We start from the raw sequence: 19143 nt of genomic DNA on the forward strand, positions 1-19143 counted from the left end.
GAGTAGGCTCAGGTTCTGGGGTAGGTTCGGGCTCCGGAGTAGGCTCAGGTTCTGGTGTCGGCTCAGTAATAGGCTGAGTCAGAGGGATGCGGACCTCGCCTTGTACCACGCCAGTGCCCGCAACTGAAAACTGACGACGGTAAATAATTTCATTAGCGTTCACATTGCCTGCGGCAGCTGTTACCGAAGCGCTGATGTGCAGGTTCTCATTGATATTAAAATTATTTTGCAATGTTGATGACGGTATTGAGACATTGGTTTGCAGTGTAGAGTTGGTCATACTCAGCATTTGATTTTTGGCGTAAAAAACGCCTGCGGCTGAAGCAACCGTCATTGTGGGAGCGCCCGAGGGGGAGCTGACAGTACCGCGCCAGCGCACTGTTCGATTAGTAGCTTGACCTACAACTGCTCCACCGTTAACTGTGCAGGGTCTTGCCGCTGTGCACATTGAGTCGATATTAGCGTGGCTGTTGAGGATTATTCCTGTCAGTAGGGCCATAGTCAGGAACCTCGCCGAAAGGGGGAAAAGTGGGTGTTTCATTATAGGCCTCCGGTGAATTGCGACGGCAAGGTGGTCTTTATCGTAAGAAAAACCTGATAGCTGTCATTGTTGTTTTGACTGAATAGATGATCGCGATAATCTTGCGAGCTGGCGCTGAGTGCGAGCTCAATGCCGACTTTATTGGCCTTGGCGAGTCGGGCCTGCCATGTGATGTTGCCCGATAAGAACTGATTGTTATTGTCTTGTATGTAGAAAGGGTCGTTAAGCGCCTCAATGGCGTTTTGATTCCAGCTGAGTGACATACTTAAGCGGCGGGGAATCAATATAAATTGCCCGGCTAAATTGTATAGTGTGGAATAGGTGATGCTGCCATAGTCTCGATTATCGGTACGCTGGCGCTGAAAGCCAGGTTGCACGCTAACGGCTTCTCCAAATCTTAAACTCATATTGGCAAATAACGAGTGGATGCGGCTATCTATTTGCGCATTGGTAAAGTCATCAAACGTTTGTAGGCTATAGCCAAAATTCCATTGCCAGCTTGATGCTGTGAACGCGGCGTTAAACATAGCCGTCTCGGTTCGTGAATCTTGCCGGTTACTGCTTGGCGAGGTGTAATCGTCCTTTAGTGTGGACTGTTGCAGTGATAGTGTGTAGCTGGGGTTTCCGATCCAGGATTTAATACTGCCGGCCTCGGCTGTGTTGTAATCACTGTAGGAAACATTGATCTGTTGCAGTTGTTGAGCAGTTGTTGAGCGCTCGGGGCGTTGATCGAGGCTTGTGATCTCACGTCCGGCGCTTGCTGTGGCGTTCCATTTACCACCGCTCAGGGAGGTAAATAGACGCGATAAATTACGATCTGTTGGCAGGTAGGGATTGGCCAAGCTATAGTAATTGGCACCAATTTCTTTTGCTTCAACGCCTAATTGCCACTGCAAGTTTGTCAGAGTGGGGTTTATAACAACCAAGGCGCTGTATGCATCATCGGACTGGTCTTGGTTCTGGCCTTGTTTACTGTCGCTACCGGCACCTTCTAAACGCATGCGAAGCTGGCGCTCAAACCAATAGTTGTCGAGTGTTAACCCCCAGCCATCGGCCTGTGTTACCTCATTCGGATCAGACCAACTGCCGTAACCGGCCACCGTGCGCTTTCCCGACATATAGGTACTGATTAGGTGCGACTCAAAAAATTCGCTCTGCCATAGTTGACTCTTTATCAGCCCGCCATGATAGCGATTTTCCTCATCATTAATTCCCAGTATGTCATTGTGACCAGCCAGGTCTTGGGAGCTCATGCCAAACACGATTAACTGGCTTTTAGCAGCTTGCCAGTTACCTGACACTGCAACCCCGCGTTTTTGGTACCCGTCAAACATAAGGCCTTGATCGGAGAGTGTTTGGTGGCCGACGGTCACCGAGCTGTAGTCGTTTTCAGTATGGGCCACAAAGGTTCCAAGGTCGAGAGACTTCCCAGTGGCAGCATGCTCAGAAGTGTTAATGTATAGTAGGTCGGCTCTGCCAGAGAATTGAGCATTAGCGGTGTTGGCTTCAGTCTGATAGCTTGCACTGCCCTGTATCTGGTATTCATTGGCGTGGTCGAAGTCCGTACTGTTGCCGAGTCGTTGGGTTACATTGAGTGTGGCTTGGCCGGAAAATGAAGCATTGCGAAAGAAGGTAGGAGCCCGCACATCGATGGTCCAATAACCTAGCTCACTGATGCTTCCGTCGTTTTGGTAGGCCACCAGCCGTAATTCATGATGACCGGGGCTTAGAGGTTTAACAGGGGAGAAAGCGATGGTGTTGCCGCTTAATGATGCCATTGCCGTCACGTCTATGGTATCAAGTTCTAGGCTTAATTGAGTGCCACTCGCAATTGGGTTGAAGCCAGCTAGCTTAATCGTTAGCGTCTCCCTGGGTAGGTATGCCTGGCTTTGGGCTGGCGGTGTCAGGGTAATTTGGGAAACATCCAGTGTTGCCCCTAAGCTCGCGCAGGCAATTAGGGGCTGGGCAAAAATGAGCGCAGTGCGCAAGGCGTTATTCATGATTAATGTCCAAAAGAGGCGTCCTATTATTCGCCTATGATATTCTTAAGTCGCGGCAATTGCGTGAAAGGTTCAAAAAAACAGGATTAGTTTGTTCGAGAGGGCTGTTTTACGGGGTTGGTGGGGGGCATTAATTTAATTAATTACAGATTGAAAGGTTGAATCGTGTGTCAACTTTGTCTGGACGGATAGAGAGTTAAAACAGTTCAGCGCAGTTGCCCTCTCGTTTGGTAATATTTAGCCAAACCAATATGCGCTCTGCTCGAGCGCTATAGTGTCAGTTGGCAAAATATTAATAGTGGTTCAGCATAAAGCGTTGCTCAAGCTTGAATGACTAAAATTCTGGGCGCAAATCGGTCAGAGAGTCGATCGATTTTGTTCGCTTTCACGAATAAATCAGTGGCGATACTTGTGTGAACCTTTAAGCAGGGCAAAGAGAATAACTCTTAAGCTAAATTCACGCAGGGGGCGAGTCGTGCTCCAAATTCTGGCAACTTCGCGGTCTTCGTGGGAAAGCTTGAGATTCCCTCTATTTCCACTGTGACGATATATTCGCGCGGTCTATTTGAGCCGCAATTGTCTGCAGTTTTCTTCATAACCAGAACAATTAGTCTTGAAAAGTAAGGGGTTGACCGGTGTGTTGCCAGCATTGGTTTCTTGTCGGCCAGCCAAACGTGGGGCTAATTGGCATGGCGAGTAAAAAAGCTCGAAAGGCCATAGTGTGTGGGCTTGTTTTTATGCGTTTTTAATCAAGTAAAGTATCGATGATTGTTCGCTAAACCAGTGCTCGATGCCATACTGGCTGGCGTGTCCACTGTCAGGCTGCGATAATGTGGGGTACTAATTTAATGAGAGATTTCCTTTGAAGCTATTGTTGACCGATACATCCCATACCTTGGGTACTGCTATCGAGCACGAGTTAGAGCGAGAGCCGTTTAATCTACTGCAGCCCAGCCGCCAAGAGGTTAACTGGCAATCGGCTGATGCTGTAGACGACTATCTTCGCCAGCATCGTCCCGATGTGGTTATTAATACACTCGGTTGGGGCGACAGCGATGCCTCGGCAGATAAGACGTTGTTGCCGATAGCCGCGAGTCATTTGGCCCGAGCCTGTGCGGCTTATGGCTCGGTAATCGTGCAGATGTCCAGTTACCGGGTTTTTGGTGATGACAATAAAAGTAAGCACCTCGATACCGACGCGTGCACACCCAATAGTGATTTGGGACGAGCGCTGTTGCAGGCCGAACAGGCTGTTTTAAATACTACCGAGGCGGCGCTGATACTGCGCACCAGTTGGACTATCTCAAGCTATGGCGATAACCGTTTAAGGCATTTACTCGGCGCCTTAGCGCAAAATAAACCCTGGCGGGTGAATGCTCGTTTGCGCGGTGCACCTACGGCATTGTCCGATGTGGCCAGAGTTGTCGTGGCGCTGATCAAGCAGATTGCCAGTGGTGCCGAATGCTGGGGAGTCTATCAATATTGCTCGGGCGATGTGTGCAATCAGGTCGAATTGGCCGAGCAACTGTGGGAGGCATTGGGGCAGCAAGGGTATCAGGGGCCGGAGCCGCGTTGGGATCGAATAGACGAAGCTCCGCAGGGTGAGCCGGTCAGTGCGGTATTGAGCTCATTGAAAGTGCGCAATGATTTTGGCGTACAGACCCGCTCTTGGCGCACCTATCTGATGCCCATGGTAAAACAATGGCTTAATAATCAGACGGGTTAAGTGTAATAGAGTGGAGAGAAATGGTGCGGTTTGCGCGATAGCCGTCCCTGGCTTGCGTTAGGCTTAGCTGCCGTATTTTTGGAATACCAAACAGGCGTTGGTGCCACCAAAACCAAAGCTGTTAGACAGCACTCGGTTGAGGGTCACGCCGTCTTGGCGTTCGCGCACAATTGGCATGTCGGTCGCTTCAGCGTCGAGCTCATCGACATTGGCCGAGGCACAGATAAAGTTGTTTTCCATCATCAGCAGCGAGTAGATCGCCTCCTGAACACCGGTGGCCCCAAGAGAGTGACCGGTCAGTGACTTAGTGGAACTGATGGCCGGAATTTTCTCAAAGGTACTGCGAATGGCTTTTAATTCGGCCAAATCACCTACCGGAGTGCTGGTGCCGTGCGAGTTGATGTAGTCAATGTCACCGGCAATACCGGCCATTGCTTGACGCATACAGCGCTCGGCGCCTTCACCCGATGGCGCAACCATATCGTAACCGTCCGAGGTGGCGCCATATCCGACCACTTCGCCATAAATTTTGGCGCCGCGGGCCTTGGCGTGCTCTAGCTCTTCCAGAACCAGACAACCGCCGCCGCCGGCAATCACAAAGCCGTCACGATTGGCATCGTAAGCGCGCGAGGCCTGTTCGGGAGTATCGTTGTACTTGGTCGACAGGGCGCCCATGGCGTCGAACAGACAGGTCAAAGACCAATGCTCTTCTTCACCACCGCCGGCAAAGACAACGTCTTGCTTGCCCAGTTGGATCAACTCCATCGCATTACCGATACAGTGAGCGCTGGTGGCACAGGCGGAGGAAATTGAGTAATTAACCCCTTTGATCTTGAAAGGGGTGGCCAGGCACGCAGAGGTGGTACTGCCCATGGTTTGGGTGACGCGATAGGGCCCAATACGCTTTAAGCCGCGGCTGCGCAGTACATCGGCGGCCTCTACCAAGTTTTGAGACGAAGCTCCGCCCGAACCCATGATAATACCGCTGCGATCGTTGGAGACCTGATCTTCACTTAAGCCTGAATCACGAATGGCTTGGTCCATGGAGATATAGGCATAGGCCGCGGCATCGCCCATAAAACGCAGAATTTTGCGGTCAATGTGCTCTTTTAAGTCGATATCCACCGAGCCCGCTAGCAGCGAGCGAAATCCCAGCTCTTCGTAAGACTCCTGGCGTTTAATGCCGGAGCGACCTTCACGCAGAGCGTCGAGAACAGTGGCTTTATCATTACCGAGGCATGAGACAATTCCCATTCCAGTAACTACAACGCGTTTCATAGGCTACCTCTTAACTTGCTCGGCCTGACGATTGGCAAACTGCCAAAATAATTGTGACTATTGTAACGTCTTTGCTACGAGTGTATTGGACACCCGTACACGAGCTTAGTGCCCGACATTAGCCGGGCTATTGATCGGTTGTTAGAAATTGTCGGTATTGGAAAACAAACCGACTCTTAAATCTTTGGCGAAATAGATATCTTTGCCGTCTACCGATACGCGGCCGTCGGCAATACCCATAATCAACTTGCGCTCAATAACGCGTTTCAGGTTGATATGGTAAGTGATTTTTTTCGCCGTCGGCAGAATTTGGCCGGTGAATTTCACCTCGCCACAGCCCAGGGCGCGACCACGGCCGGGGTTGCCTTTCCAGGCCAGAAAAAAGCCGACCAGCTGCCACATAGCATCCAGCCCCAGGCAGCCTGGCATTACCGGGTCGCCAGGGAAATGACAGTCAAAGAACCACAGGTCCGGATTAATATCCAGCTCCGCGACAATTTCACCTTTGTTGAACTCTCCGCCCTCGGCACTGATGTGTGCGATGCGGTCGAGCATCAACATGTTGGGTACGGGCAACTGTGCATTGCCGGGGCCAAACAGTCGGCCGTGGCCGCATTCGAGCAGCTCGTCCAATTCGTATGAGCTCTTGGGGACAAATGATGTCATATGTGTCAACTCTAAACAGTTCTTGGTGTCGCGGATAGCCGCAAAGGGCCACATTCTACCGTTTGCCCGCCACTTGTCCAGTGGCGGGGTTGTATAGGGTGGTCAAATGTACAAGTTTTAATCAGTGATCCCGTGCTAGAGCAAATTCGGCCAGCTCTTGCATGGCTTGGCGAAAGCGTGAGGGAGGGAGTGTCTCAAGCTTTGTTAGTGCGCGTGATACCGCATCGCGCGCCGCCTGGAGTGTGTATTCCATAGCGCCAGTAGCCTCGACGATCGCGACAATCTCTGGCAATTTGCTGGCATCGCCATTTTGTATGGCCTGGCGGATAATCTCGCGCTCGGCGGGGGCACTGTGGCTCATAGCGTAAATTAAGGGCAGAGTGGGCTTGCCTTCGGCCAGATCATCGCCCACATTTTTGCCTAGAGTCTCGGTGTCGCCGCGGTAGTCGAGGGCGTCGTCCACCAACTGAAAAGCCAGCCCCACGTCCAGCCCGTAATCGTTAAGCGCCTGACGGGTAGCTGTATCGGCACCGGCAATGGCGGCGGCTACTTCGCAGGCGGCAGCAAACAGAACGGCAGTTTTCTTGCGAATCACATCACGATAGTCGTCTTCGGTTAAATCCGGGTCTTTGGCGTTGATTAGCTGCTGTACTTCACCCTCGGCGATAATATTGGTGGTGTCAGACAAAATGGCCATGACATCCATATTGCCGATATTGACCATCATCTGAAACGAGCGCGAATAAAGGAAGTCGCCTACCAGTACACTGGGTGCATTGCCCCATTCGGCGTTGGCGGTGGGGCGACCACGGCGCAAGGATGACATATCGACTACGTCGTCGTGCAGTAAGGTGGCTGAGTGAATAAACTCAATTATCGCCGCTAAGTCTAGGTGGTGTGTGCCCTGATAATTCAGAGCGCGTGCCACCAGCAGTACCAAAAGTGGCCGCAATCGTTTGCCGCCCGCTTCAATCAGGTAGTGGCCGATATTCTCCACCATGGGAACATCGGAGTGCAGCTGACGGATAATCAGCTCATTAACCTGGGTAAAATCCTCGGCGACAGGGTCGTGAAACGGCAGCATTGCGGTGTCCTGAATGTAAAGTAGTGCGAATCCTAGGCAGGGGGCCAGACGCTGTCAAGCACTGCCCCCTTTTTGCGCCGGTTAATGCAGTTTGAGTTTGGGTTTCAGCCAGCGATTAATACTGCCTGACAACATGACCAGAGCGGTTTTAATATAACCGTGGATGGCAATTTGGTGCATTCGGTAGAGAGAGACATACACCAACCGTGCTAAACGCCCCTCTAAAAATAAGCTGCCGCCACTGAGGTTGCCCATTAAACTGCCCACAGTGGAGTAGTTTGCCAGTGAGACCAGTGAGCCGTGATCTTTATAGCGAAAAACTTTTAAATTGCCGCCATTTAGCTGTGCACTGATGTTGTGAAAACACACGTCGGCCATTTGGTGGGCTGATTGTGCGCGGGGGGGAACCCGGGTGCCATCGGCCTGAATAAATTCGGCGCAGTCACCGATGGCAAACAAGCTGGACTCATTTTTTATTTGCAAATAAGCGTTCACTGGCAGTTGATTGATACGGTTGGTTTCGATACCGCCAATGTTTTTTAGTGCATCGGTGACTTTAACCCCCGCGGCCCATACCATTAGGTCAGAGGCAATTATTTCATTGTCTGCGGTGTGCAGGCCTTCGGTTGTGGCTGAAGTGATGCGGGTATTGAGCTTGATGTTTACCCCCAACTTGGCTAATTCCCGACTGGCTGCGGTGGAGATTCGCTCGGGTAAGGCGGGCAATATTCGCGGGCCAGCCTCAATCAGGGTGACATTAATGTTCTTGTTGTCGATAGCATCAAAGCCGTAGGTGTGAAATTTCTCTACCGCATGGTGCAGCTCAGCCGACAGTTCAACCCCTGTAGCACCGCCGCCGATAATGGCGATATTGACCGAGTCTGGGGCATCACTCACCCGTTGTATGCGCAGGAATTTACCCAGTAACTTATTGCGAAACCGGTGTGCCTGTGTCGGGCCGTCGAGGAAAATACAGTGGTCTTTCACACCAGGAGTATTAAAATCGTTGGAGGATGAGCCCATGGCCAGTACTAAAATGTCGTAATCAATACGGGTTTCGGGCAGTAACTCCTGACCGTCGTCGTCAAACATGGGGGCCAGAATGACCTGCTTTGCTGCGCGGTCAATGTTGGTCATGGTACCGATACGAAACTGAAAATGGTTGTCGAACGCGTGAGCGCGATAGCTGACGGCATCCACCCCTTCATCCATGGTGCCTACGGCAATTTCGTGCAGTAATGGTTTCCAAACATGGGTGGTGTTTCTATCCACCAAGGTGACATGAGCTTTACCTTTGCGGCCAAATTTACGGCCGAGCTTTGTCACTAATTCCAACCCGCCAGCGCCGCCGCCGACTACGACAATCTTTTTCACAGACAATTCTCCAGTTTAGTGAAGGGTAATTCACCGTTTAATACATGGGCTTTTGGCCCCAGATAAAATGCTGGACGATAATGCATTATAACTCAATCCAGAGGTTTGTTTGGGCGCTGCTCACCAGAGCATCCAGCGCTTTCATGTTGGCCAGTGCATCGCTCAATGGTGTCGGAACTGGACTGTTGTTGATAATCGCCTGACAGAACTGGTCGGCCATAGAGCGGTAGTGATTGGCCGGCGTAATATCAATGCTTTGTTCTTCGCCTTGTTGGCGCAAAATAATTTGAACAGGCATGTCGGCAATGGGATTAAAGGGGATCAGCAACTTAATGCTGCCCTGTTCGCCACTAATAAGCGCCCACTGGCCCGCTTCGGTTTTGGTAGAACAGCTAAAACTGGCGCACCCACCCTCAAACTCCATTAAGGCGTTGGTGATGGTGTCGACCTCGTGCCCCATAAATTGCTGATGCCCCATGACACGTACAGGCTCGCTGTCAAATATAAAGCGGGCCAGCGAAATGCCATAACAGCCGATATCCATTAAAGCACCGCCACCCATGTCGGCTTGATTGCGAATGTTGTCTGTGTCGCGGTTGTTGTAAGAGAACTGACATTGAATATTACGCACCGGACCAATACTGGGTAGCAGGGCTTTCACTTTTTCCCACTGAGGATGGAAGCGATACATAAAAGCTTCCATGACTTTCAGTTGCGGGTATTGCTGGCTGGCCTCTAGCAAGTCCTGAGCTTCACTTTGATTTAGCCCCACCGGCTTTTCTACCAACACATGTTTTCCGGCTTGCAGTGCCCGGAGTGTCCAGGGTACATGTAAATGATTGGGCAGCGGATTGTAAATGGCATCAATGTGTGGGTCGGCTAGCAGTGCTTCATAGCTGCCAGCGGCGTGAGCGATGTTCAATTGTTTGGCGCAGGCTTGAGCGTTATCCAGTCTGCGCGAAGCAATGGTTGTTACTTCACCGAATTGTGAGGTTTGTATCGCGGGTATAACATGATTACGTGCGATTTTTGCGGTACTTAACACACCCCAGCGAACCTTGTGCATAACTTCCCCTTTATTCATAAATTCTGGAAAGATTATACGTCAATTGTTGGTGTCTGTCTGATTATGGCGTTGTCTTGGCCGGGCTTAAAGGTTTGATGCTACTGGGTAAAGTGCCTGTCCAGCGTTTAAACGCCCGTCGCAGATTGCGAATGTCGTGAAAATGAAGGCGTTCGGCAATTTCATCGTAAGTTAACTGCTGACGAGTCAGCCAATCGATGGCCAGTTCTTTACGAACACTGTCGTAGCGGTCTTGAAATCGAGTGTCGTGTTTTTTTAATTTTCGTTTAAGTGTGGCCGGGCTTATGCAAAGTTGTTCTGCTAATACTTCGAGCGTTAACTGGTGGGGTAGGTGAGTACGAATACATTGGTCAATATAAGCGACAAAGCCTAGGGGTGGTTGTTGGCTCCATGCGGCTAGAAACTGATTGCGCGCAATAACCGCATTATTGACATTCGCTTGCCGACAAGCGGTGGATAGCTGCGAGCGAGGTACTCTCATCGCCGCTATGTGTTGATTGGCAAATACACGTGAGCCAAAGTTAACCTGATATTGTTCTTCATTGTCTAATGGGCCGGGTAATAGGTAATCCCAACTTGGTTCGGCTTCGCACAAATGGTTGAGCAGCGAGGTGATGGCCGTCATCGATAACTGAAGCAAGAAGTGAAAGTGCTCGGTGTCAGTAATATTGTTTTGCCAGTGTAGGTAAAGATAATCCGGGTCGACCGATTTTCGGATATGAAGCAGTGGTGAAAGCGATGCTTGGCAAAGGACAAAATGATCAATGGCTTCAGATAAATGACTGGCAAACCAAACAGGGTTAATACTGGCCCCAAAGTTACCGGGGTATAGACGATGTCCTAACAAGTATGGAATATCGTTGCCGGGTAATAAGCGTCGCAAGTTGGTGATCAGTTGTAAGCATTGGTCAGGCTTAAGGATGAGTTCTCCGCTGAGATAATCCTCCCAGAAAACGCCTGTACCTCGCAGCAGTTTATCCATGTCGGTGTTGCGACTTTGGGCCAACTCTATAATAACCGCTGGGAATTGATGAGCGGGCACATAACGCTCTTCCCTTTCAATCCAAGCGAGCATTAGGCGGCACTCCCTAATTTTTTTTGATCCTTCGCCGCCATTAAGCGAACCGTGGCTATCTCCGTGATGGATTCTTCTCGATCTGGGTTATCGGCGGCCACGCCGACGCTGGCATTGTGATAGACAGTGTCACCGTTGTTGGTTTTATAGGCAAAGCTGGCAACTGCCCGAATCAATTGTTGTGCCAACTCATTTGCCATCAATTCGGGGGTGTTGGGTAGTACGATGGCAAAACGGTCACCGGCATACCGGCATAAGAGATCGCAGCGGCGTAAATTGAGAATTAACAGCTCGCTAAGTTCACGTAATAAGCGGTCGCCTTCCGAGTGCCCAAAGGTACGGTTGGTACTGTTAAAGCGATCCAAGTCCAACAGGATGAGCGCTAGTGGTTGATGGTTAGCCCGGCATTGGCGAATCTGCTGACTGAGTTGCAGCTTGAGAAATCGTGCATCGCCTAAATCGGTAAGCTGATCTTGCCAGCGGTATTCTCGGGTTTCTTGTTCCCTGCGCCGTCTCTGCTCAAGAAATACCAGTTGTTCTTTATGCCAGTGATATAGCCCAAACGTTAATACAATTAAGCCAAAAGGCATCAGCAGTGACTCTAGGGCGCCGCGAAAAAAAGATTCGTCTGGCAGCGCAATAATTTCATCCAGTAGATCTTGAAATGTGCCGATAAATATAAAACCCAAACCTAAACATAGGAAATTGGTGACACTGCCGGCTGGGCGGCTGTTAAGTATAAAGACAAGCCACATAGCCGCCAGTAAACTCACCCCGCCCTCACCGACGATATCAAACCAATCGATATCGCCCCACAGTTTTGGATCACCCAATGCCAATGTCAGCAGTATGGTGAAGTTGGTCGCTATGGCTATAAAGAGTAATTTCCATTTGTGCAGTTTGATCATGGGCGTCAGTAACAGATAGGAGTTTGCATTCTGTCTACCAGCGATTTGTAACAGTTTTATGACAGTAGATTCGACGTGAAGGAGCGAATAAATTTCAACCTGAGGGGCAAATCAGCTCATGCAATTTTTATTAAATTAACCGTCTGAAGCTGGTTGAGTGGCGGTGTTCATGGGTTGGTTCGGTGTCAGTTGGACTTATAGGGGGGCCGATGGGCTCAATGGCGTCTCCACAGTGGCAGAAAGAGCCCCTTGGCTGGAGTGCTGTCACACTATTGTCACCTGAGCTTTCTAGCGTGGCCTCACTTTTACCGCCTAGCGCGGATATAAATAACACGACAGCCTTAACGTGGGGAACGAACCGTGACTGTGTACTCTTTGAAAAACAAAACGTTTAAACGCAACTTATTGATTGGTGCCATCAGTGCGATAGCGGCCAGTAATGTCTGGGCCGATGGGCAAGTTCGCGGTCAATTAACGGCCGAGCTCAGTGGCTTGCCTCTGCAGGGAAGTCGCATCAAACTTGAAGAGCTCAATGTGAGTACGGTAACCGCACGCGATGGGCGCTTTGCATTAAGTGGTATTGCCGCCGGTGACTATACGTTGAGTGTTAGCTACCTCGGGGTTGAAACCCTATCGCGTCAGGTGACGGTGCGCGATGATGAGACACTCATCAGCAATTTCCAAATCGCACCCTCTAAGCCCAATACGGAATATCTGATTGTTTTAGGTCAGGCCGGTAGTTTAAACAAAGCGTTAAACCGCCAGCGTTCAGCGGATAATGTCGTCAGTGCCGTGTCGGCCGATGCGATTGGTCAGCTGCCCGACACAAACGTCTCTGAAGCACTGCAGCGTTTACCCGGTCTGTCGGTTGAGCGAGATCAGGGTGAAGGTCGCTATGTTCGGGTGCGTGGTTTGGGTCCAGATTATAACGCCGTGACCATTAACGGTGTCAGCTTGCCTTCGCCCGACAGTGGTCGACGGGCCGTTGCGCTCGATGTTATTCCCTCTGACCTTCTGGAAGGTTTGGTCGTCAGCAAAACCCTCACGCCGGATATGGATGCCAACGCACTGGGCGGCAGTATTGATATTCAAAGTTTGTCCGCATTTGATCGCGACGGTATGTTTTACTCCTTCACGGCCGAAGGAAGCTACAATGACCTGACCGAAGAAAGCAGCCCGAAATTGGCCTTAACCGCATCCGATCAGTTTAGCATCGGCTCGGGTGAAGACAATTTTGGTGTGGCCGCTGGTGTCAGTTGGTACGACCGCTCCTTTGGTTCAGACAATGTCGAAACCGGTGGTGGTTGGGACTTTGATGATGAGGGTGTATTACTGGAAGAAATCGAGCAGCGCGATTACACGGTTAACCGTGAGCGCTCAGGCATTACTCTGAATATGGATTACAAACCCAGTGACAATACCGACTTGTACTGGCGCAATCTGTTTAGCCGCTATACCGACTCCGAAATTCGCCTGGCGAATATTTATGAGTTCGAAGATGGTGTCATGGCCGGTCAAAGCGGTGTTGCCGAGGTTGAGCGTGAGTTAAAAGACCGAGCTGAAACGCAAGAAATTTTTTCCACCTCCTTCGGCGGTAGCACCCGTGCTGGCAACTGGACTCTGGATTACCGGGCGGCATTGTCTGAATCGGGAGAGGATGAGCCCGAGCATGTTGGCGGCGCTGTGTTCTCCGGTAGCGATGCCTTTGACGGTGTATCTTTTACCGACACCGTTCAGCCTCTGTTGACGGTACCGGCGAGCTTTTCTGACGCCAGTGCTTACGAATTGGATGAAGTTGAATGGGCGTCGTCGCAAACTAACGATGAAGAGCGCTCTTTCCAGTTGGATATCACCCGCGATTTATTTTTAGGTGAAAATTCCGTTCAATTAAAATTCGGCGGTAAATATCGCGAGCGGGAAAAAGACAATAATGTCGATGTGTGGGTCTACGAAGATTTTGACGAATTTGGTTTTAGCGACGATCAACTAAACTTTGCCGATTACAGCGATGCCGCACCCGATTACTCACTGGGTTATTTTGGCCCGGGCATTAACCCGCAGGCCGTTGCCAGTGCGATCGCTCCGCTTGATAAAAACGAGTTTTACAGCGAAGAAGATTCGCGCATTGAAGACTTTGTGGTGCAAGAGGATGTCGCCGCGGCTTACCTAATGGGGCGTATTGACCTTGGTGATTTACGCCTAATGGGTGGTGTGCGCTATGAAGACACAGATTTTAATGCCATGGGCACCCGTTACGACGGCGATGACTTCAGCGATACCCAGGCCAGCAAACAGTATGACCATGTACTGCCATCATTACATGCTCGCTACCTGCTGGGCGAGAACACGCAGTTGCGCGCCTCGTGGAGCAACGCCTTGGTTCGTCCTAACTTTGAGCAGGTTGCGCCATTTTTTGTGATCGATGACGAAGAGGCCGAATTCGGCAATCCAGATCTGGAGGCGATGGAGTCGGGCAATATCGATGTGGGTATTGAACACTACATGGGCGTGGCAGGCGTAGTGTCGGCGTTTGCGTATTACAAAGAAATTGATAACTTTATTTACCAGACAGATGTAGCCGGCACGCCAGGCTATGAAAATTACGATGAGGCAATTACATTTGGCAACGGCGATAGCGCCGAGGTGTATGGCATTGAGCTGGCCTTATCAAAACAGCTGGATTTCTTGCCTGCGCCTTTTGATGGTCTCTTGGTAACGGCGAACGCTACCGTGTCCGACTCGGAAGCTACCATGAGCTACTTTGATGAAGACGAAGGCGCCATGACCCGCACCATCACTATGCCAAGTCAATCGGATACGACGGGTAATCTTAGCCTGGGGTATGAGTCAAGCAGTTTTAGTGTGCGTCTGGCGGCCAATTACAAGTCGGAATACTTGTTGGAAGTCGGTGATGTTAGTGACAGCGAAGAAGACGCCTACATCGATGAGCAAACGCAATTGGATTTTTCGGCTCGCTATTACGTCAATGACGGTGTTCAGGTTTACTTTGAAGCGCTTAACTTAACGGATGAACCCTACTACGCCTATTTAAATAACCGCGCCTATAACGCGCAGTACGAAAGTTATGGTTTGACGTTTAAGCTGGGCTTGACTGTGACCAATTTTTAATTGCAACACCGAGAGAGGCTAAGTCGCTGCGACAGGATTTAGCCTCTTATGCTTCTGCAACCGATGGAAAAGAATATGCGAGTAACCACACTAATAAGCGCATTGGCGCTAACCTTAAGTGTTAATGCCTGTGCCAATAATGAAACGGATAACCTGACGGCGAGTATTGCTGCACCGCTTGCCAATCAATCGGGCGGCTGGGCCAGTATCAATCAGGCCGGACAATTAATGATCGACAACACGGTTGTGGTTGATTATGCCCAGTTGCTCGATACCATGCCCCTAAACGCCACGACTTTGGTGGCAACCACCGTAGGCATTGAGGCGGCAGCGCACGTTTATCGGGTGAGTGATCAAGGCACAGAACTGATAGCGGCTTTGCCGTCGCCGGAATTTTTACCAGAAACTTTGTGTCTGGCTCCGGCAGGTGAGGATCAAGCGGCACTTTTTGTCGTCGATGAACGAGGCAAGGCCGAGCACTGGTTGGTGTCTGTCGGCAATACAATAGAACCGGTCAAAGTACGTGACCTGTCTATCGCTCCCAATAGCATTGCCTGTGATGCCGACCAGCATGGTGGCATATTCGCGGTGGAAGAGGAAGTCGGTATTTGGCGTTACCAAGCCAACCCTGAATTGCCGCCCGGCCGAGAGTTGATTGATTTAGCCGCGCCCCGCGGGCAGCTGCCAGGCGGCGCTGAAGCACTGGCGGTGGTAGGTGACGAAGTCGTTGCGATTGCCGCTGAGAGTAAAGAGGTGTTGGCTTATCGCCAAACGGATGCGGGCTGGGAGGCCACACGTATTGGCCAGTGGGACGGTTTGACTGAGGCCGAAAACCTGCACGCATGGATAAAAGATGGCAAATTGCACTTAGTTGTCCGGGACGATGCCACAGGGCAAAGCGTGCAAAAAACGCTGGACTATCAACCAATAGCCAAGCCAGTAGCGCAAAAAAGTATTGAGGTTGCCCGTGTGCAACCGACGATGCAGACCGAGCCCGTCGAGCGTTTTGGCGATGCGGCGGACGATCCGGCTATCTGGGTTCACCCGAGCCGACCTGCGCACAGCCGTATTCTCGGGACCGATAAAAAACACGGTTTGGCGGTTTACGACTTACAGGGCACGCTGCTGAGCATGCTGCCAACGGGCCGACTGAATAATGTCGATCTGCGCTATGGTTTCGATTTTGGTAATGGTGTGGCCGATATCGCCGTTGCCAGCCAGCGCAATGACAACAGTTTGTCTGTGTACCGTATTCACCCGACTGAGGGTTCGGTAACGCATCTGGCCGAGTTGCCCACCGGGTTGGAGGAAATCTACGGTCTGTGTATGTACCAAAATAACGAGGCGACCTACGCCATTGCCAATGGTAAAAGCGGGCGCTTTGAGCAGTACCGGTTGCACGCTGATAATGGCGATGTTACCGCGACGCTGGCGCGCGAGTTTGCTGTAGCCACACAGCCTGAAGGTTGTGTGGCCGATGATGCCCGCGGTCGCTTATTTGTCGGCGAGGAAGGTTACGGTGTTTGGACGCTCTCCGCCCTGGCCGAAGACCCCGCTCAACTGGAGCTGGTAAAAGGCATTGATGCAACGCTGGTGGCGGATGTCGAGGGTATGGCACTGTATCCGGCGGTGAACAGTCAGTATCTGATTGTCTCCAGCCAGGGTGACAACGCCTATGTGGTGCTCAGCGCGCATGCACCCTATAAGGTTTTGGGTAAATTTAGTGTGGGCAATAACCTTGCGGCGGGTATCGATGCCATTAGCGAAACCGACGGCTTGGAAGTCACCCACCGTTCTTTGGGTAAAGGATTAGAAAAAGGGGCTTTTGTGGCGCAAGATGGGCACAATGTCATACCAGAGCAACCTCAGAACTTTAAACTGGTGCCCTGGCAAGCTATTGCAAAGGAGTTAGAACTCAATGAATAAGCCCGGCAATACCCATTCACTACACACCCCCTACGGGGACGGTGATATCGATGACATCCCGGTTAACCCGAGGTTAACCGGCTCATCGATGGCAGAAACACTGGAACAAATCTCCATATCGCGGCGCTCTGTGTTAACAGGCTCGGCCGCGACTTGCCTGGCGCTTGGCGCCGGGCCTTTTTCGTTGAGCGCCTGCAGCTCATCGGAGTCGCACAATACAAGCGCAGTATTTCGCGACAGCGTGCGCCCCGCCATTGGTTTTAAATCAGTGCCGGTAGCGCTGGGCGATAGCGTCGACGTGGTCACTGTGCCCGAGGGTTACACGGCGCGCCCCTTTTTTAGCTGGGGTGACCCAGTGCTGGCCGAGGCGCCCGCCTGGACGCAAGACGCCAGCGCCGATGCGGCCGCCCAAGCTGCGCAAGCCGGGCAAAACCACGACGGCATGCACTTTTTCCCCTTCCCCGATGCCCCCAACGAGCACGGCCTATTGGTGATCAATCACGAGTACATTAACGATAGCTTGCACCCGCAGGGCCCCAGTGTGACCGAAGGTGCAAAGGGGGAGAAAGTCCGCCCTCTGGCCGAGGTGCAAAAAGAGCAAGCTGCCCACGGCGTCAGTGTGATCGAACTGAAAAAAGATGCCCAAGGCCAGTGGCAGCGTTTGTGGCCATCGCGCTACAACCGACGCTTAACCGCCAACACCCCGATGGAGATTCGCGGTCCGGCAGCCGGTAGCGACGCCATGAAAACCGCCCAGGACCCAACCGGTACCAGAGTGCTGGGCACATTAAATAACTGCGCGATGGGCGTTACGCCCTGGGGCACTTATTTAACCTGCGAGGAAAACTGGAAAAACTATTTCGCCAACCGCGACGAAAAAGACTGGCAGGCGCGCCCGGCACACAAACGCTATGGTATTGCCCAGGGTGAGCACAGCCACTACAACTATTGGGAGTCGGCCGACGATCGCTTTGACGCGACCCCCAATGCCGCTTTACCCCATCAGGGCTTTGTCAATGAACCCAATCGGTTTGGCTGGGTGGTGGAAATTGACCCCTTTGACCCAAATTCGACCCCCATCAAGCGGACCGCTTTCGGGCGTTTAGCGCGCGAAGGTGCCACCTGTGTGTTGGCCGACGACGGCACGATGGCATTTTATTCGGGCGACGATACCCGCGGCGAATACGTCTATAAATTTGTACCCGATGGCCGCTACGATGCCGAGCGCCCGGAGCACAACAAACACTTGCTCGACAGCGGCACGGTTTACTGTGCTCAGTACAACGCCGACGGTACCGGTCGCTGGTTGCCGCTGATATACGGTCAAAACGGTTTGGATGCTAGCAAGGGTTTTAGTTCTCAGGCCGATGTGCTGATTAATCTGCGCGGCGCCGCCGATGTGGTCGGTGCCACCTCCATGGATCGTCCGGAGTGGGTTGCCGTGCACTCGCAAACCACCGATGGTTATGTCTCTCTTACCAACAACTACAAACGTGGAGTCGAGCCCGGGCAGCCACTGGACGCGGCCAACCCACGGGCGGATAACGACCACGGGCAAATACTGCGCTGGCGCGAACACGGGCAAAAGCCCACCGCCACCACCTTTGACTGGGAATTGTTTTTACTGGCGGGCCCGGTATTAAGTACCATCGATAAAGCCGGCCAAATCAAGCCCCTGGAAGGTGATCGCTTCTCTTGTCCAGACGGTATGTGGTTTGATGGCGATGACCGCCTGTGGATTGCCACCGACTACAACGCACTGGGAGCGGCTTACCAAGGTCAAGGTAGCAATCAGATACTCTGCGCCGACACGGTCACCCGTGAGGTTAAACGGTTTGCCACCGGCCCCGTTGGTGCTGAGCTGACCGGCCTGACCGGCACTCCCGATGGCACCGCATTTTGGTTTAATGTGCAGCACCCGGGAATTAGCTATCCCAGTAGTGACGGCAAGTCGCGCCCGCGCTCAACCACTATCTTGGTGACCAAAGACGATGGTGGCGTGATCGGTACTTAATGACGACTTAGAGCGAATATTCGTTTTCCTTAGCAGAGCCTCCGGGCTCTGCTTTTTTTTGCCGGTCTAAAACCGACTGCGGATAGATCGCCCCTCGCGTGCCATTTTAAACGCCGTAGAGATACCCGCTAACAAAAACAAAATATCCAGCAGTCCGAAGCTGGACTTAAAAATTTCCATGGTTGCTTCCCGCCCGTCTAGGTCCTGCAGGGAGCCGTCTTCCGCACTGCTCTTCATCGTCGTTAATTCAGACCGAGCATCGGTATACTCGTAATCGTACAAAAATTGTGTGCTGATGGGCTAAATAAAGAACTAATCTTAGTGATTTGGGGTGGCTG

At 51.7% G+C, this 19143-nt stretch carries 12 protein-coding genes and 1 pseudogene; 4 read left to right on the plus strand and 9 right to left on the minus strand.

Features of this window, described 5'->3' with window-relative positions:
* Both Q4526_RS10365 and Q4526_RS10370 read right to left on the minus strand, forming a co-directional pair.
* A pseudogene (locus Q4526_RS10365) lies at positions 1 to 334 on the minus strand (hypothetical protein); the annotation flags it as partial.
* 206 nt (positions 335 to 540) lie between these two features.
* Positions 541 to 2541 (minus strand): hypothetical protein, encoded by a 2001-nt coding sequence (locus Q4526_RS10370; RefSeq protein ID WP_215977001.1) that lies wholly within the window; start codon positions 2539 to 2541, stop codon positions 541 to 543.
* Between the two features lie 862 nt (positions 2542 to 3403).
* Between Q4526_RS10370 and Q4526_RS10375 the strand changes: the two genes are divergently transcribed.
* The gene (locus Q4526_RS10375; RefSeq protein WP_215977002.1) at positions 3404 to 4267 is read left to right on the plus strand and encodes a sugar nucleotide-binding protein; all 864 of its coding nucleotides are present in this window, start codon (positions 3404 to 3406) and stop codon (positions 4265 to 4267) included.
* A gap of 63 nt (positions 4268 to 4330) precedes the next feature.
* Here Q4526_RS10375 and fabB read toward each other — a convergent pair whose 3' ends face one another.
* The 7 genes from fabB to Q4526_RS10410 all read right to left on the minus strand — a co-directional run bounded on the left by fabB (position 4331) and on the right by Q4526_RS10410 (position 11736).
* Complete coding sequence (fabB, locus tag Q4526_RS10380) at positions 4331 to 5545, minus strand: beta-ketoacyl-ACP synthase I (RefSeq protein ID WP_215977003.1); 1215 nt, start codon at positions 5543 to 5545, stop codon at positions 4331 to 4333.
* Positions 5546 to 5686: 141 nt separating this feature from the next.
* On the minus strand, positions 5687 to 6211 hold the full coding sequence (gene fabA, locus Q4526_RS10385) for a 3-hydroxyacyl-[acyl-carrier-protein] dehydratase FabA (protein WP_215977004.1): 525 nt from the start codon (positions 6209 to 6211) through the stop codon (positions 5687 to 5689).
* A 121-nt stretch (positions 6212 to 6332) separates the two neighbouring features.
* On the minus strand, positions 6333 to 7295 hold the full coding sequence (locus Q4526_RS10390) for a polyprenyl synthetase family protein (RefSeq protein WP_215977005.1): 963 nt from the start codon (positions 7293 to 7295) through the stop codon (positions 6333 to 6335).
* Between the two features lie 81 nt (positions 7296 to 7376).
* Complete coding sequence (locus Q4526_RS10395) at positions 7377 to 8669, minus strand: NAD(P)/FAD-dependent oxidoreductase (protein WP_215977006.1); 1293 nt, start codon at positions 8667 to 8669, stop codon at positions 7377 to 7379.
* A gap of 85 nt (positions 8670 to 8754) precedes the next feature.
* The gene (locus Q4526_RS10400; protein ID WP_215977007.1) at positions 8755 to 9735 is read right to left on the minus strand and encodes a Gfo/Idh/MocA family protein; all 981 of its coding nucleotides are present in this window, start codon (positions 9733 to 9735) and stop codon (positions 8755 to 8757) included.
* Between the two features lie 61 nt (positions 9736 to 9796).
* Positions 9797 to 10828: a helix-turn-helix transcriptional regulator gene (locus tag Q4526_RS10405; RefSeq protein ID WP_215977008.1), complete on the minus strand. Its 1032-nt coding sequence runs from the start codon at positions 10826 to 10828 to the stop codon at positions 9797 to 9799.
* Positions 10828 to 11736, minus strand: coding sequence for a diguanylate cyclase (locus Q4526_RS10410; RefSeq protein WP_215977009.1), 909 nt, complete (start codon positions 11734 to 11736; stop codon positions 10828 to 10830). Before Q4526_RS10410 ends, Q4526_RS10405 begins: the two co-directional genes overlap by 1 nt.
* A 360-nt stretch (positions 11737 to 12096) precedes the next feature.
* Here Q4526_RS10410 and Q4526_RS10415 point away from each other — a divergent pair, with 360 nt between their 5' ends.
* The 3 genes from Q4526_RS10415 to Q4526_RS10425 all read left to right on the plus strand — a co-directional run bounded on the left by Q4526_RS10415 (position 12097) and on the right by Q4526_RS10425 (position 18805).
* Positions 12097 to 14865 carry a TonB-dependent receptor gene (locus tag Q4526_RS10415; protein ID WP_303609615.1) on the plus strand — a complete coding sequence of 923 codons (2769 nt, stop codon included), beginning with the start codon at positions 12097 to 12099 and terminating at the stop codon, positions 14863 to 14865.
* Between the two features lie 75 nt (positions 14866 to 14940).
* On the plus strand, positions 14941 to 16791 hold the full coding sequence (locus tag Q4526_RS10420; RefSeq protein ID WP_215977010.1) for a phytase: 1851 nt from the start codon (positions 14941 to 14943) through the stop codon (positions 16789 to 16791).
* Positions 16784 to 18805 carry a PhoX family phosphatase gene (locus tag Q4526_RS10425; protein WP_215977011.1) on the plus strand — a complete coding sequence of 674 codons (2022 nt, stop codon included), beginning with the start codon at positions 16784 to 16786 and terminating at the stop codon, positions 18803 to 18805. The genes Q4526_RS10420 and Q4526_RS10425 overlap by 8 nt, the downstream gene beginning before the upstream one ends.
* Positions 18806 to 19143: the final 338 nt, after the last annotated feature.

The sequence above is a fragment of the Gilvimarinus sp. 2_MG-2023 genome, from assembly GCF_030547685.1.
GTDB lineage: Bacteria > Pseudomonadota > Gammaproteobacteria > Pseudomonadales > Cellvibrionaceae > Gilvimarinus.

Excerpts from the sequence above, each read along its gene's own strand:
- Q4526_RS10370 (WP_215977001.1), bottom strand. The coding sequence starts at position 2,541 with ATGAATAACGCCTTGCGCACTGCGCTCATTTTTGCCCAGCCCCTAATT.
- fabB (WP_215977003.1), bottom strand. The coding sequence starts at position 5,545 with ATGAAACGCGTTGTAGTTACTGGAATGGGAATTGTCTCATGCCTCGGT.
- Q4526_RS10425 (WP_215977011.1), top strand. The coding sequence starts at position 16,784 with ATGAATAAGCCCGGCAATACCCATTCACTACACACCCCCTACGGGGAC.
- Q4526_RS10390 (WP_215977005.1), bottom strand. The coding sequence starts at position 7,295 with ATGCTGCCGTTTCACGACCCTGTCGCCGAGGATTTTACCCAGGTTAAT.
- Q4526_RS10400 (WP_215977007.1), bottom strand. The coding sequence starts at position 9,735 with ATGCACAAGGTTCGCTGGGGTGTGTTAAGTACCGCAAAAATCGCACGT.
- Q4526_RS10410 (WP_215977009.1), bottom strand. The coding sequence starts at position 11,736 with ATGATCAAACTGCACAAATGGAAATTACTCTTTATAGCCATAGCGACC.
- Q4526_RS10405 (WP_215977008.1), bottom strand. The coding sequence starts at position 10,828 with ATGCTCGCTTGGATTGAAAGGGAAGAGCGTTATGTGCCCGCTCATCAA.
- Q4526_RS10420 (WP_215977010.1), top strand. The coding sequence starts at position 14,941 with ATGCGAGTAACCACACTAATAAGCGCATTGGCGCTAACCTTAAGTGTT.
- fabA (WP_215977004.1), bottom strand. The coding sequence starts at position 6,211 with ATGACATCATTTGTCCCCAAGAGCTCATACGAATTGGACGAGCTGCTC.